This is a genomic window from Variovorax sp. GW821-FHT10B04 (assembly GCF_059415645.1).
The window spans coordinates 64,627-79,142 of record NZ_JBWKNQ010000010.1 but is presented as its reverse complement, the minus strand read 5'-3'; the positions used below and the strand labels follow the sequence as shown (position 1 = coordinate 79,142).

The following is a 14,516-nucleotide window of genomic DNA, read 5'->3' as shown; positions in this document are numbered from 1 at the left end:
GCCGTCCCCGCTCACGCGGCCTCCCGGCGCTTGATCTCGGCTTCGATGTATTCCTGGGCATGTCCCCAGGTGCGCACGAAGCGCCGGCGCACGATTTCGAGCAGCGCACCGCCGACGACCAGCAGCGCGGCCGAAACCAGCCAGCTCACCGGTGCGGACGTGTCCAGCGTCAAGCCGAAGAAAGGCAGTTGCGGTCCGAGGGCTGCGTTGAGCTGCATGTGATAGATCATCTCGACGATCGCCGCCGCGCCGGCCACCAGCACGGCGCCGCTCGCGAGCAGGCCTGCATAGAGCCGCCAGAAGGGCTTGAAGCGGCCGAACTTGGCCACCCGCAGATTCATCATGATCAGGCTCGCCACGCCACCGGGCGCGAACATCACCATGAACAGGAACACCAGGCCGAGGTACAGCAGCCAGGCCTTGCTGAGCTCCGACAGCATCACCGAGGCGAGCACCAGCAGCACCGCGCCGATGATCGGCCCGAAGAAGAAGGTCGCGCCGCCAAGGAAGGTGAACAGCAGATAGCCGCCCGAGCGCACGCCGTTCAGGCTGTCCGCCGCGTTCACGATTTCGAAGTTGATGGCAGCCAGGCCGCCGCCGATGCCCGCGAAGAAGCCGGCGATGATGAAGGCGAAGTAGCGCACCCGCTGCGTGCTGTAGCCGATGAACTCCACGCGCTCGGGGTTGTCGCGCACCGCATTCAGGATGCGGCCCAGCGGCGTGCCGGTGAACGCATACATCAGCGCCGTGCAGATGAAGCAGTAGAACGCGATCAGGTAGTACACCTGGATCTGCGGCCCGAAGGTCAGGCCCAGGAAAGGCGTGCCGTACACGCGGTTGGTGGTCACGCCGCCCTCCCCGCCGAAGAAGCTCGGGAACATCAGCGCCATCGACGCGACGAGCTCGCCCAGGCCGAGCGTGATCATCGCGAAGGTCGTGCCCGATTTCTTCGTGCTGACGTAGCCGAACAGGAAGGCGAAGAACATGCCGCCGAGGCCGCCGACCAGCGGAATCAGCACCAGCGGGATCGGCAGGCTGCCCGCGGCCGCGAGGTTCATGGCGTGGATCGCGATGAAGGAGCCGAGGCCGGTGTAGACCGCATGGCCGAAGCTCAGCATGCCGCCCTGGCCGAGCAGCATGTTGTAGCTCAGGCAGATGATGATCAGGTAGCCGATCTGCGAGAGCATCGTCAGCGCGAGGCTGCTGCGGAACACGTGCGGCGCAACGAGCAGTGCGATCGCGAACAGCGTCCAGATCAGGAAGCGGGCGATGTTCCAGGGCTTGAAGCGGTAATAGCGCACGGGGGCTTGAATTGGAGGAGCGGTGTTCATGTCGGTGGCGGTGTTCGTCACGTCTAGTCCTCGCGGGTGCCCAGGAGTCCCTTGGGCCGGAAGATCAGGATCAGCACGAGGAACAGGTAGGGAAGGATCGGCGCGACCTGCGAGATGGTGAGCTTGAGCAGCTCGTAGCCGAAGGTCTGCTCGCTCACGGCGATGCCGATGGCACGCAGGCCGGTGGCGACCGACTGGTCCATCGCCACCGCGAAGGTCTGGATGATGCCGATCAGCAGCGACGCCAGGAAGGCGCCTGCGAGCGAACCCATGCCGCCGACCACCACCACCACGAAGATGATCGAGCCGACCGACGCGGCCATGGCCGGCTCGGTGACGTAGGTGTTGCCGCCGATCACGCCGGCCAGGCCCGCGAGTGCAGCGCCGCCGCCGAACACCAGCATGAAGACGCGCGGCACGTTGTGGCCCAGTGCCTCGACCATGTCGGGATGCTTGAGCGCCGCCTGGATCACGAGCCCGATGCGGGTGCGGGTGAGCAGCAGCCAGACCGACAACAGCATCAGCAGCGCGACCAGCATGATGAAGGAACGCGACTTCGGAAACTGCGTGCCGTAGAGCGTGAACAGCGGGCCTTGAAGCTGCGTGGGCAGGCCGTAGGGCACGGTGGAACGGCCCCACAGCAGTTGCACCACTTCGAGGATCAGGTAGGACAGGCCGAAGGTGACGAGCAGCTCGGGCACGTGGCCGAACTTGTGGACCCGGCGCAGGCTGTAGCGCTCGAAGGCCGCGCCCAGCGCGAACACCACCAGCGGCGCGATCACCAGCGCCGGCCAGAAGCCCACGACACCCGAGATGGTGTAGGCCAGGTAGGCACCCAGCATGTAGAAGCTCGTATGCGCGAAATTCAGCACGCCCATCATGCTGAAGATCAGCGTGAGGCCCGAACTCAGCATGAACAGCAGCAGGCCGTAGCTGACGCCGTTGAGCAGAGAGATAACGAAGAATTCGACGTTCATCCAACCCGTCCGTAGTGGAAAAGAAAAAGGCCCGCGCGGGAACGTCGGGCCTTTGCCATGGCAGGCGCCTGAGGATCAGGGACGCTTCATCTGGCAAGAAGTGGGCGTGCTCGCCACATAGGCGTCGTAGTACTTCACCGGGGCCAGCGTGTAGCCGGTGTTCTCGGGGCTGTACGGGTACTTGGCGCTGGCCTTCTCCCAGCGCGCGATGTACAGGCCCTGCTGCAGCTGGTGGTCGGCCTTGCGCAGTTCGACGTCGCCGTTGAAGCTCTTGAACTTCATGCCTTCCATCACCGCGGCGACCTTGACCGGATCGGTCGACTTGGCCTTGACGAAGGCTTCGGTCAGCGCGGCGAACACGGTGTAGACGTCGGTGGTGTAGAGGTCGTCGTTGAACTTCTTCTTGAACTCCTCCGCATAGCGCTGCATCTCGCCGCCCATGTTGTAGTGGGCATAGCCGACCTGGAAGACCTTGCCGTCGGACGCCGCGCCCATGGCGGTCGGCGTGCCGGTGGTCACGGCGTAGTAGGTGTAGAACTTGACGTTCAGGCCGGCGTCGTTGGCCGCCTTGATCATCAGCGCGAGGTCGGAGCCCCAGTTGCCGGTGATCACGGTGTCGGCACCCGACGCCTTGATCTTGGCGATGTAGGGCGCGAAGTCACGCACCTGCGCCAGCGGATGCAGGTCGTCGCCGACGATTTCCACGTCGGGGCGCTTGTCCTTCAGGTTGAGCTTGGCGAACTTCGCGACCTGCTGGCCGTGCGAATAGTTCTGGTTGATCAGGTAGACCTTCTTGATCTCCGGCTGATCCTTCATGTAGGTCGTCAGCGCTTCCATCTTCATGGAGGTGTCGGCATCGAAGCGGTACTGCCAGTAGCTGCACTTGCTGTTGGTCAGATCGGGGTCGACCGCAGCGTAGTTCAGGTACAGCGCTTCCTTGCCGGGGTTGCGCGCATTGTTCTTCTCGAGCGCATCGATGATGGCCAGCGCCGGGCCGGAACCGTTGCCCTGCACGATGTAGCGCGCGCCCTGGTCCATGGCGGAGCGCAGGCCGCTCGTGGTCTCTTGCGGGCTCAGCTTGTTGTCGATCCCGATGATCTCGAACTTCACGCCGGCAGCGTTCTTCTTGTTGAACTCCTCGGCGAAGTACTGGAAGGTCTTGAGCTGGTTGGTACCCACCGCGGCCATCAGCCCCGACAGGGGATCGAGCCAGCCGATCTTGACGGTTTCGCCCTTCTGGGCAAAGGCACCGCCGGCGCATGCGGCGAGGACGGCGGCTGCCGTGAACTTCAGAGCGAATTGCATTCTTGTCTCCTGTTGTGACTGTCGAGGCGAGACGAGATTACAAGCCTTTGCATCCGCACCCGTCAGGGAATGCCCGTAAGCAAACCGCGTGGCGCGCGGTTTCTATCACTCACGCGACAAGGGCCACGCGGAGCGTCCTACCGATTGGTAGGAAATCGCCCCCGTGGCCCTCGGATTCGGGCACTTTGCCAATGGATCTGCCTGCCGATCGGCAAGCAGATCGAGCTCTCAAAGACCTGGCAGCTTGTAGCCCTTGAGCTGCTCGCGCAGCTTGGTCTTCAGGATCTTGCCGGTGGCGCCCAGCGGGATGGCTTCGACGAACACCACGTCATCCGGGATCTGCCATTTCGCCGTCTTGCCTTCGTAGAACTTCAGCAGTTCCTCGCGCGTGACCTCGGCGCCGGCCTTCTTGGCGACCACGACGATCGGCCGCTCGTCCCATTTCGGATGGAACACGCCGACGCAGGCCGCCATCGCGATCGCCGGATGCGCGACGGCGATGTTCTCGATGTCGATCGAGCTGATCCATTCGCCGCCCGACTTGATCACGTCCTTGCTGCGGTCGGTGATCTGCAGGTAGCCGTCGGCGTCGATGGTCGCCACGTCGCCGGTGGGGAACCAGCCGCGGTCCTCTGCATCGGGAATCAGCGGGTCACCGCCTTCGCCCTTGAAGTATTCCTTGACGATCCACGGGCCCTTCACCAGCAGGTCGCCGTAGGCCTTGCCGTCCCAGGGCAGTTCCTGGTTGTTGCCGTCCACGATCTTCATGTCGACGCCGAAGATCGCGCGGCCCTGCTTCATGCGGATGGCGGTCTGCTCCTCGGCCGACAGCGCCAGGTGCTTGTTCTTGAGCGTGCACAGCGTGCCCAGCGGGCTCATCTCGGTCATGCCCCAGGCATGCAGCACCTCGACGCCGTACTGCTCCTGGAAGGCGCGGATCATGGCCGGCGGGCAGGCCGAGCCGCCGATCACGGTGCGCTTGAGCGACGAGAACTTCAGGCCGTGGGTCTGCGCATGGCCGAGCAGCATCTGCCAGACCGTCGGCACGCCTGCGGCGAAGCTGACCTTCTCCGATTCGATCAGCTCGAACACCGACTTGCCGTCCATCGCCGGCCCCGGGAACACCAGCTTGGCGCCCGCCAGCGCAGCCGAGTACGGAATGCCCCAGGCGTTGACGTGGAACATCGGCACCACCGGCAGCACGGAGTCGCGCGCCGACAGGCACATCACGTCCGGCAGCGCCGCGGCGTACGCGTGCAGCAGCGTCGAGCGATGGCTGTACAGCGCAGCCTTCGGGTTGCCGGTCGTGCCGCTCGTGTAGCACATGCTCGACGCCGAGTTCTCGTCGAAGCTGGGCCAGGCGTAGGCCGTCGGCTGTGCGCCGATCCAGGCCTCGTAGCTGACCAGGTTCGGAACGCCGCTGTCGACCGGCAGGCGGTCGGCGTCGCACATCGCGATCCACTTCTTCACGGTCGGGCAGCGGGCGTGCACGGCCTGCACCAGCGGCAGGAAGCTCAGGTCGAAGCACAGGATCTGGTCTTCGGCATGGTTGACGATCCAGGCGATCTGGTCGGGATGCAGGCGCGGGTTGACGGTGTGCAGCACGCGGCCGGAACCGCTCACGCCGTAGTACAGCTCCAGGTGGCGATAGCCGTTCCAGGCCAGCGTGGCGACACGGTCACTGAACAGCAGGTTCTCGCCCTCCAGCGCATTGGCGATCTGGCGCGCGCGCGTCGCGACGTCGGTCCAGGTGTAGCGATGGATGTCGCCTTCGACACGCCGCGAGACGATTTCGGCGTCGCCGTGGTGGCGCTCGGCGAATTCGATCAACGACGAAATCAACAGCGGTTGGTCTTGCATCAAACCCAGCATGGGCATTTCCTTCGAATGAAAAATGGGAACGGCGCAGCGCAATGACGCCTCGGGTCATTGCGCGCCGGCGACGAAGTATTGCGCAGTGCAACAAAAGTCACGATGCGGGAATGCCCGTAAGCGACAGGGTGGCACAGGCGCTGCGGGACAATCGGATCGATGAGTTCGCCCCACGACCCCGCCCTGGCCGCCCAGCCCCCGACGCAGTCGCCCGCCACGGGCCTGGCATGGCGCAACGGTTTCGCGGACCTCGGTCCCGCGTTCCACACGCGCCTGCGCCCCACGCCGCTGCCGTCGCCCTACTGGATCGGCCGCAGCGAACGCACCGCGCACGCGCTCGGCCTGGCGCCGGACTGGTTCACGTCTTCCGAGGCGCTCGAGGTGTTGACCGGCAACGCCGGCTTGCCTGGCGGCGACGCGCTGGCCAGCGTCTACAGCGGGCACCAGTTTGGTGTCTGGGCCGGCCAGCTCGGCGACGGCCGCGCGATCCTGCTGGGCGAATCGGCGCAGGGGCTCGAACTCCAGCTCAAGGGCGCAGGCCGGACGCCCTACTCCCGCGGCGGCGACGGGCGCGCCGTTCTGCGCTCCAGCATCCGCGAATTCCTCTGCAGCGAGGCGATTCACGGGCTTGGCATACCGACCACGCGCGCGCTCAGCGTGACCGGCTCCGACCAGGGTGTTCGACGCGAAACGCTCGAAACCGCCGCCGTGGTGGCGCGCGTCGCGCCGAGCTTCATCCGCTTCGGACATTTCGAGCACTTCGCCGCGAACCAGATGGACGCCGAGCTGCGTGCGCTCGCCGACTACGTGATCGACCGCTACTACCCGGCCTGCCGACACGGCGAGCGTTTCGGCGGCAACGCGTACGCCGCGCTGCTCGAGGCCGTGAGCGAACGCACCGCGGCGCTGCTCGCCCAATGGCAGGCCGTGGGCTTCTGCCACGGCGTGATGAACACCGACAACATGAGCATCCTCGGGCTCACGATCGACTACGGCCCGTTCCAGTTTCTCGACGGCTTCGACCCGCGCCACATCTGCAACCACAGCGACACCAACGGCCGCTATGCGTACAACCAGCAGCCCAACGTCGCCTACTGGAACCTGTACGCGCTCGGCCAGGCGCTGCTGCCGCTGATCGGTGAACAGGAAGTGGCCGTTGCGGCACTGGCGTCCTACCGCTCGGTATTTCCGCGCGAGTTCGAAGGACGGATGCGCGCCAAGCTCGGCCTGGCGGACGCGCGCGATGGGGACCGGCTGCTGATCGACGACGTGCTCAAGCTGCTGGCCGTCGAACGCACCGACTGGACCATCTTCTGGCGCCGCCTGTCGCACGCGGTGAACGACGGCAACTTCACGCCCGTCACCGATCTGTTCATCGACCGCACGGGCATCGACGCCTGGCTGCCGCGCCATGCGGAACGTCTTGGCGCCGCTCAGGACAGCGTCGCCGGAGAAGGCATGCTGCGCGTCAATCCGAAGTTCGTGCTGCGGAACCACCTGGGCCAGCAGGCGATCGAAGCTGCGCAGCGCAAGGACTTCTCCGGCGTCGCAACCTTGCTGAATCTGCTCGAAACCCCATTTGACGAACATGCCGGCCACGACGCCTATGCCGGTTTCCCGCCCGACTGGGCTTCCACGATCGAAATCAGCTGCTCATCATGACCTCTTCCTTCACACCCAAAGTTCAGAAGACCGAAGCCGAGTGGAAGGCCGCACTGGCCGAAAAAGGCGCGGAGCGTGCCGCTTTCGAAGTCACGCGCCACGCAGCGACCGAACGGCCGTTCACCGGAAAGTACGAAGACCATTGGGCTGACGGCAGCTACCACTGCGTCTGCTGCGGCGCCAAGCTGTTCGAGTCCGGCACCAAGTTCGACGCCGGCTGCGGCTGGCCGAGCTTCTCGGAAGAAGCCGTGCCCGGCGCGATCACCAACATCGTCGACCGCTCGCACGGCATGGTGCGCACCGAGAACGTCTGCACCAACTGCGGCGCCCACCTCGGCCACGTGTTTCCGGACGGCCCGACACCGACCGGGTTACGCTACTGCATGAATTCCGCCTCGCTGGCTTTCGAAGGCGACAAGGACTGACGTCCCGCCTTTGGACATCCATCGCCCCCCGCTTCTCGCCTGCCCGCATGAAACTGATCCTCGACTTCTTCCCCATCCTGCTGTTCTTCGGCGCCTACAAGTTCGCCGACATCTACGTCGCGACCGGCGTGTTGATGGCCGCAACCGTGGTCCAGATGGCGATCACCTATGCGATGGAACGCAAGCTGCAGACCATGCAGAAGGCGACGCTGGTGCTCATCCTGCTGTTCGGCACGCTGACGCTGGTGCTGCACGACGACCGCTTCATCAAATGGAAGCCGACCGTGCTGTACGGCGCGATGGCCGTCGCGCTCGCGGTCGCGCTCTGGGGCTTCCGCAAGAACTTCCTGCAGGTGATGCTCGGTGCGCAGCTGCAGCTGCCCCCGCGCATATGGACACACCTGAACCTCGCGTGGATCGCCTACTGCATCTTCATGTCGGCGATCAATGCCTACGTGGCGATGTACTTCAGCACCGAGGCGTGGGTCAACTTCAAGCTCTGGGGTTACGCGTTCCCGATCGTCTTCCTGCTTGCGCAGGGCCTGTACATCGCGCCGCACCTGAAGTCGGACGACACGCCAGCGGCATGAGCCTCCCGACCGCCGCCCAACTCGATGCCGTGCTGCGCGACAAGCTGCAGCCCACGCAGCTCGAAGTGCTCGACGAAAGCGCCGCGCACGCCGGCCACTCCGGGGCCGGCGCGGAAGGCTACGGCACCCATTTCCGGGTGCGTGTCGCCTCCCCGCTTTTCGCCGGGAAGCCCCGCGTGGCGCGCCATCGGCTTGTGTATGATGCGCTCCAGTTTTTCATCGCCCAAGGCGTTCACGCCATCGCCATCGAAACGCTCTGAGGCCGATTCCTGTCGTCCGACGGACGCACAGGACAACGTCTTTCACCCCCGCGCCCACAGCGCCATCACTCTCGAGTCCTGAGGACTTTCCAATGAAACAACCCATCCTGAAGACCCTTGCGGTCGCCACCGTGCTGTCCGTCGCTTCGTTCGGCGCGCTGGCGCAGAACGTTGCCATCGTCAACGGCAAAGCGGTTCCCAAGGCCCGCATGGAAGTGCTGGCGCAGCAGCTCGCGGCTGCCGGCCGCCCGGTGACACCGGAGATGGAAGGCCAGCTGCGTGAAGAAGTGATCGCACGTGAAGTGTTCATGCAGGAAGCCCAGAAGCAGGGCCTGGACGCCAGCGACGACTACCGCAACCAGCTCGAGCTCGCACGTCAGGCGATCCTGATCCGCACGCTGTTCGACAACTACCGCAAGGCCAACCCGGTGACCGACGCCGAAGTTCAGGCCGAGTACGACAAGTTCGTTGCGGCCAACGGCAGCCAGGAATACAAGGCGCGCCACATCCTCGTCGAGACGGAAGATCAGGCCAAGAAGATCCTGGCCGACCTGAAGAAGGGCGCGAAGTTCGAGGACATCGCCAAGAAGGAATCGAAGGACCCGGGTTCGGGCGCCAATGGCGGTGACCTCGACTGGGCCAACCCCGCGAGCTTCGTCCCCGAGTTCTCCGCGGCCATGGTCAAGCTGAAGGCTGGCGAAACCACGCCGGAACCCGTCAAGACCCAGTTCGGCTATCACATCATCCGTGTCGACGAGATCCGTGCAACGCAACTGCCGAAGCTGGAAGAAGTGAAGCCGCAGGTGCTGCAGCAGTTGCAGCAACAGAAGCTGCAGAAATTCCAGGAAGAGCTGCGGGCCAAGGCCAAGGTGGAGTAACAGGTTCTCCCCCAGGCTTCGCGCACTGCGTGTCGCTTTCGCCAACCCCCTTCCGGGGGCGGCACCTGCAACCCGGCGAAGCCGGTTCTGCGGTGTCTCTGGATTGACGACTCAGACGGCGGAGATGAGTATGAAGAAAGCGGCTGCGGCCGCTTTTTTCATGCCCAGACGACGGACCGCATCGAGATCGAGGCCGACTGAAAGTCGGCATTGAAGAAACGCGGCGTGTCTTTCGCGTCCACCGCACCGGCCGCGTGAAGCAGCGGCAGATAGTGGTCGTGCGTGGGGTGCGCCTGCTTGGCGACCGCGCCGAGACCCTGAAAGCGCTGCAGCGATCCGAGATCGCCGCGCGTGAGTTGATCGGCAACGATGCGGTCGAACTCGATGGCCCAGTCATAGGCCTGGTTCGGCGCCGTGCCGCGCCGCGTGACACGCAGGTTGTGCACGATGTTGCCGCTGCCGACGATGAGCACGCCGCGCTCGCGCAACGCCTTCAACTGCTGGCCGACCATGTAGTGCTCGGCCGGCGAACGGCCATAGTCCATGCCCAGTTGCAGCAACGGGATGTCCGCCTTCGGAAACATCGGCTTCAGCACCGACCAGGTCCCGTGGTCGAAGCCCCATTCGTCCCTGTCGAGCCCGAGCGCCGCGCCGCTCATCGGCTGACGCACGGCCTGCGCGATCTCGGCAGCCGCTGCAGGCGCGCCCGGCGCAGGGTATTGCTGGTCGAACAGCTCCTGCGGAAAGCCGCCGAAGTCATGGATCGTCTTTGGCTTGGCCATGCCCGTGAGGTACCAGCCGCCCTGCGTGAGCCAGTGCGCCGAGATGCAGAGGATCAATTGCGGCGCCGGGTACTTCGCGCCGAACTCGGCGCCCAAGGCCTGCCAGCTCCGGCGATAGGCGTTGTCGCCGATCGCATTCATCGGGCTGCCATGGCCGACGAACAGCACCGGCATCCGCGGCGACTTCTTCAGCGTGCGCAAAGGCTCGGCCGCCAGCACGTCGGCCAGCGGAAGGACGGCGCCCAGGGCACCCAGCAAGTGACGGCGGTTCAGCATGGGCCGATCATTGAGCACGCCGCGTGCCACGCAGGCGCCCTCTCTTCACGAACAGGTGCGCAAACGCACAGGAATCACCGAAACCTGGATGTCAGCCGACGAACTTGCGCGCATTGCGCCAGATCTGCATCCACGGGCTGAATTCGCTCTTGTCGCCGGCCGTCCAGCTCATCTGGATGTTGCGGAACACGCGCTCGGGGTGCGGCATCACGGCGGTGAAGCGGCCGTCGGCCGTGGTCACCGACGCCAGCCCGCCAGCGCTGCCGTTCGGGTTGAACGGGTACTGCTCGGTCGGCTGGCCGTGGTTGTCGACATAGCGCATCGCCGTGATCGCCCTGGAGGCATCGCCGCGGTGCTTGAAGTTCGCATAGCCCTCGCCGTGCGCCACCGCGATCGGCAGCCGGCTGCCGGCCAGGCCGCCGAAGAAGATGCTCGGCGACTCGAGCACCTCGACCATCGACAGGCGCGCCTCGAAGCGCTCGCTCTGGTTGGTCGTGAAACGCGGCCAGGCCTCTGCACCCGGGATGATGTCGGCCAGCTCGGCAAACATCTGGCAGCCGTTGCACACGCCGAGACCGAAGGTGTCGGCGCGGCCGAAGAAGGCCTGGAACTGCGCCGACAGCGCAGGGTTGAAGGTGATGCTGCGTGCCCAGCCGATGCCGGCACCGAGCGTGTCACCATAGCTGAAACCACCGCAGGCGACCACACCCTTGAACTGCGCCAGGTCGGCACGGCCCGATTGCAGGTCGGTCATGTGAACGTCGTGCGCCTCGAAGCCGGCTTCGGTGAAGGCATAGGCCATCTCGACATGCGAATTGACGCCCTGCTCGCGCAGGATCGCGACCTTCGGACGCGCCTGCAGGATCGCCGGGGCGGCGATGCCGCGCACGGCCACATCCGACAGCACGACATGCATGCCCGGATCGGACGGCGCACCGGCGGCCGCATGCTCGGCGTCCGCGCAGGCCGGGTTGTCGCGTTCGCGTGCGATCTTCCAGCTGACCGAATCCCAGACCTGGTGCAGGTCGTGCAGGCTTGCGCTGAAGACCGACTTGGCGTCGCGCCAGACTTCGATCTTGCCCTTGCCGGCATCCATCGTGGAGGCGTCCGGACGCGTCTTGCCGACGAAGTGGCTGTGCGTGCTGAGCCCGTGCGCGCGCAGCACCTGCATCACGTCGTTGCGTTCGGCCGTGCGCACCTGCAGCAGCATGCCCAGCTCTTCGCTGAACAGCGCCTTGAGCGTGAGCTCCTCGCGCCGCGCGCTGACCTGCTGCGCCCAGTTCTTCGCGTCGCCCGTCTCCATGCGGCTGTCGGAGATGCCATCGCCTTCGGTGACCAGCATGTCGACGTTGAGCGACACGCCCACATGTCCCGCGAACGCCATCTCGCAGGCCGCGGCGAACAGGCCGCCGTCGCTGCGGTCGTGCATCGCGAGGATCTTGCCGTCGCTGCGCAAGGCGTTCACTGCCTTGACCAGGTTCACCAGGTCTTCGGGCCGATCCAGGTCGGGCACCCGATCGCCACTTTGGCCCAGCGTCTGCGCCAGGATGCTGCCGGCCATGCGATGCTGTCCGCGGCCGAGGTCGACCAGCACCAGCGTGGTGTCGGCTTCATCGCGATCGAGCTGCGGGGTGAGCGTGCCACGCACATCGGCCAGCGTCGCGAAGGCGGTGACGATCAGGCTCACCGGCGAGGTGACCTTCTTCTTTTCAGCGCCGTCCGACCACTGCGTGCGCATCGACAGCGAATCCTTGCCGACCGGGATCGAGATGCCCAGCGCCGGGCACAGTTCGAGGCCGACCGCCTTCACCGTCTCGTACAGCGCGGCATCCTCGCCGGGCTCGCCACAGGCTGCCATCCAGTTGGCCGACAGCTTGACGCGCGACAGCTCGATCGGTGCGGCCAGCAGGTTGGTGATCGCTTCTGCGACCGCCATGCGACCCGACGCGGGCGCATCGAGCGCAGCCAGCGGCGTGCGCTCGCCCATGCTCATCGCCTCGCCGGCAAAGCCGCTGTAGTCGGCCAGCGTGACCGCGCAGTCGGCCACCGGCACCTGCCACGGGCCGACCATCTGGTCGCGATGGCTCATGCCGCCGACCGTGCGGTCGCCGATCGTGATCAGGAAGCGCTTCGAGGCCACGGTCGGATGCGACAGCACGTCGATCGCAGCCTTCTGCAGCTCGACACCGGTCAGGTCGAGCGGCTTGAACTGACGCGCCACCGTCTTCACGTCGCGCAGCATCTTCGGCGGCTTGCCGAGCAGGACGTCCATCGGCATGTCGACAGGTTGCGCGTCGGCGCCCTCGTCCGCGACGAGCAATTGGCGGGCTTCGGTCGCCACGCCGACCACCGAGAACGGGCAGCGTTCACGCTCGCAGAAGGCCTTGAACTGGTCCAGCGATTCGGGCGCGATCGCGAGCACGTAGCGCTCCTGGCTCTCGTTGCACCAGATTTCCTTCGGCGCCATGCCGGACTCTTCGAGCGGCACGCTGCGCAGGTCGAAGCGGGCGCCGCGGCCCGCGTCGTTCGTCAGTTCAGGGAAGGCGTTCGACAGGCCACCCGCGCCGACGTCGTGGATCGCAAGGATCGGGTTGGCCGCGCCCTGTTGCCAGCAATGGTTGATGACTTCCTGCGCACGGCGTTCGATCTCCGGATTGCCACGCTGCACCGAGTCGAAGTCGAGCTCTGCCGCGTTCGCACCCGTGGCCATCGAACTCGCGGCGCTGCCGCCCATGCCGATGCGCATGCCGGGCCCGCCGAGCTGGATCAGCAGCGAGCCGGCCGGGAACAGGATCTTCTTCGTCTGCGTCGCGTCGATGCTGCCGAGGCCGCCCGCGATCATGATGGGCTTGTGGTAGCCGCGGTGCACGGTGTCGGCATCGGTGGCGATGGCCTGCTCGTATTCGCGGAAGTAGCCCAGAAGGTTCGGCCGGCCGAACTCGTTGTTGAACGCGGCGCCGCCGAGCGGACCCTCCGTCATGATCTGCAGCGGGCTCGCGATGTGTTCGGGCTTGCCGTAGTGGCCGTCTTCCGGCCAGAGCTTGGACACGGTGAAACCGGTGAGGCCCGCCTTCGGTTTGGAGCCCCGGCCGGTCGCGCCCTCGTCGCGGATTTCGCCGCCGGCGCCGGTCGATGCGCCCGGGAACGGAGAAATTGCGGTCGGATGGTTGTGCGTCTCGACCTTCATCAGCACGTGGCTCAGCGCGCTTTCCTTCGCGTAGCTGCCGCCGGTCGCGCCGTCGCGCGCGACGAAGCGCTCGATCTGCGTGCCTTCCATGATCGACGCGTTGTCCGCATAGGCGACCACGGTGTGCTGCGGGTTCAGCTTCTCGGTATTGCGGATCATGCCGAACAGGCTGATCGGCTGCTTCTCGCCGTCGATCACGAAATCGGCGTTGAAGATCTTGTGGCGGCAGTGCTCGCTGTTGGCCTGCGCGAACATCATCAGCTCGACGTCGCTCGGGTTGCGGCCGAGCCTGGTGAAGGCATCGACCAGGTAATCGACCTCGTCCTCGGCCAGCGCGAGGCCGAAGGTGGTGTTGGCGTCGACCAGCGCACCGCGGCCGCCGGTGAGCACATCGACCTGCGCCATCGGCTGCGCAGGCAGCTCGGCGAACAGCGCGGCTGCGCCATCGATGCCGGGCAGCACCGACTCGGTCATGCGGTCGTGCAGCAGCGCAGCCACGGCGGCGAGCTTGTCGCCTTCCAGCACCGGCGTCTTGCCGATCAGCGGCGACTTGAGCTGCAGGTGGAACTGGGTGGCGCGTTCGACGCGCCGCAGCGCCAGTCCGCAGTTGTGCGCGATGTCGGTGGCCTTGGAAGCCCACGGCGACACGGTGCCGAGCCGTGGCGTGACCACCAGCGTGGTCGACGACTTCGGCGGCGTAAAGGGTTCGCCATAGGTGAGGAGTGCCGCCAAACGGGCGCGATCCGCCTCTTCAGGAGCGCTGTCGGTGACGACCAGATGCACGAAACGCGCCGAAATGGCCTCGATGCGCGGCTCGATCGCCTGCAGGCGGGGCAGGAGCTGGCGAGCGCGGAAGCCGCTGAGGGCGTCGCTCCCCTCGAAGACGGTCACGACGGGAGGGCTGAGGTGCGAGGGCTGCGTCACGGTCGGATGGGCCTGGCAGGCCAACTGGAGAAGTGAATCGGAAAAAT

At 65.8% G+C, this 14,516-nt stretch carries 11 protein-coding genes; 5 read left to right on the top strand and 6 right to left on the bottom strand.

The window, feature by feature from the left end; genetic code table 11:
* Window positions 1–11: 11 nt before the first annotated feature.
* The 4 genes from AC07PZ_RS22940 to AC07PZ_RS22925 all read right to left on the bottom strand — a co-directional run bounded on the left by AC07PZ_RS22940 (window position 12) and on the right by AC07PZ_RS22925 (window position 5,485).
* Window positions 12–1,331, bottom strand: a complete 1,320-nt coding sequence (locus tag AC07PZ_RS22940; protein ID WP_495297595.1) for a branched-chain amino acid ABC transporter permease — start codon at window positions 1,329–1,331, stop codon at window positions 12–14.
* A 23-nt stretch (window positions 1,332–1,354) separates the two neighbouring features.
* Complete coding sequence (locus tag AC07PZ_RS22935; protein ID WP_495297459.1) at window positions 1,355–2,308, bottom strand: branched-chain amino acid ABC transporter permease; 954 nt, start codon at window positions 2,306–2,308, stop codon at window positions 1,355–1,357.
* A 75-nt stretch (window positions 2,309–2,383) separates the two neighbouring features.
* Complete coding sequence (locus tag AC07PZ_RS22930) at window positions 2,384–3,613, bottom strand: branched-chain amino acid ABC transporter substrate-binding protein (RefSeq protein WP_495297458.1); 1,230 nt, start codon at window positions 3,611–3,613, stop codon at window positions 2,384–2,386.
* 228 nt (window positions 3,614–3,841) lie between these two features.
* The gene (locus AC07PZ_RS22925) at window positions 3,842–5,485 is read right to left on the bottom strand and encodes a 3-(methylthio)propionyl-CoA ligase (protein ID WP_495297457.1); all 1,644 of its coding nucleotides are present in this window, start codon (window positions 5,483–5,485) and stop codon (window positions 3,842–3,844) included.
* 159 nt (window positions 5,486–5,644) lie between these two features.
* On the opposite strand from AC07PZ_RS22925, the gene AC07PZ_RS22920 reads away from it, so the two are divergent.
* The 5 genes from AC07PZ_RS22920 (at window position 5,645) to AC07PZ_RS22900 (ending at window position 9,300) form a co-directional block, all read left to right on the top strand.
* A complete protein-coding gene (locus tag AC07PZ_RS22920) occupies window positions 5,645–7,147 on the top strand; it encodes a protein adenylyltransferase SelO (RefSeq protein ID WP_495297456.1) in 1,503 nt (500 codons plus the stop codon).
* On the top strand, window positions 7,144–7,572 hold the full coding sequence (gene msrB, locus AC07PZ_RS22915) for a peptide-methionine (R)-S-oxide reductase MsrB (RefSeq protein WP_495297455.1): 429 nt from the start codon (window positions 7,144–7,146) through the stop codon (window positions 7,570–7,572). Before AC07PZ_RS22920 ends, msrB begins: the two co-directional genes overlap by 4 nt.
* Window positions 7,573–7,619: 47 nt before the next feature.
* Window positions 7,620–8,162 carry a septation protein A gene (locus AC07PZ_RS22910; RefSeq protein WP_495297454.1) on the top strand — a complete coding sequence of 181 codons (543 nt, stop codon included), beginning with the start codon at window positions 7,620–7,622 and terminating at the stop codon, window positions 8,160–8,162.
* Window positions 8,159–8,422 (top strand): BolA family protein, encoded by a 264-nt coding sequence (locus AC07PZ_RS22905; RefSeq protein WP_495297453.1) that lies wholly within the window; start codon window positions 8,159–8,161, stop codon window positions 8,420–8,422. Before AC07PZ_RS22910 ends, AC07PZ_RS22905 begins: the two co-directional genes overlap by 4 nt.
* Before the next feature lie 92 nt (window positions 8,423–8,514).
* A complete protein-coding gene (locus AC07PZ_RS22900; RefSeq protein ID WP_495297452.1) occupies window positions 8,515–9,300 on the top strand; it encodes a foldase protein PrsA in 786 nt (261 codons plus the stop codon).
* A 158-nt stretch (window positions 9,301–9,458) separates the two neighbouring features.
* Here AC07PZ_RS22900 and ygiD read toward each other — a convergent pair whose 3' ends face one another.
* Window positions 9,459–10,358 (bottom strand): 4,5-DOPA-extradiol-dioxygenase, encoded by a 900-nt coding sequence (gene ygiD / locus AC07PZ_RS22895; protein ID WP_495297451.1) that lies wholly within the window; start codon window positions 10,356–10,358, stop codon window positions 9,459–9,461.
* Window positions 10,359–10,449: 91 nt separating this feature from the next.
* A complete protein-coding gene (gene purL, locus AC07PZ_RS22890) occupies window positions 10,450–14,436 on the bottom strand; it encodes a phosphoribosylformylglycinamidine synthase (protein WP_495297450.1) in 3,987 nt (1,328 codons plus the stop codon).
* Between the last annotated feature and the right edge of the window lie 80 nt (window positions 14,437–14,516).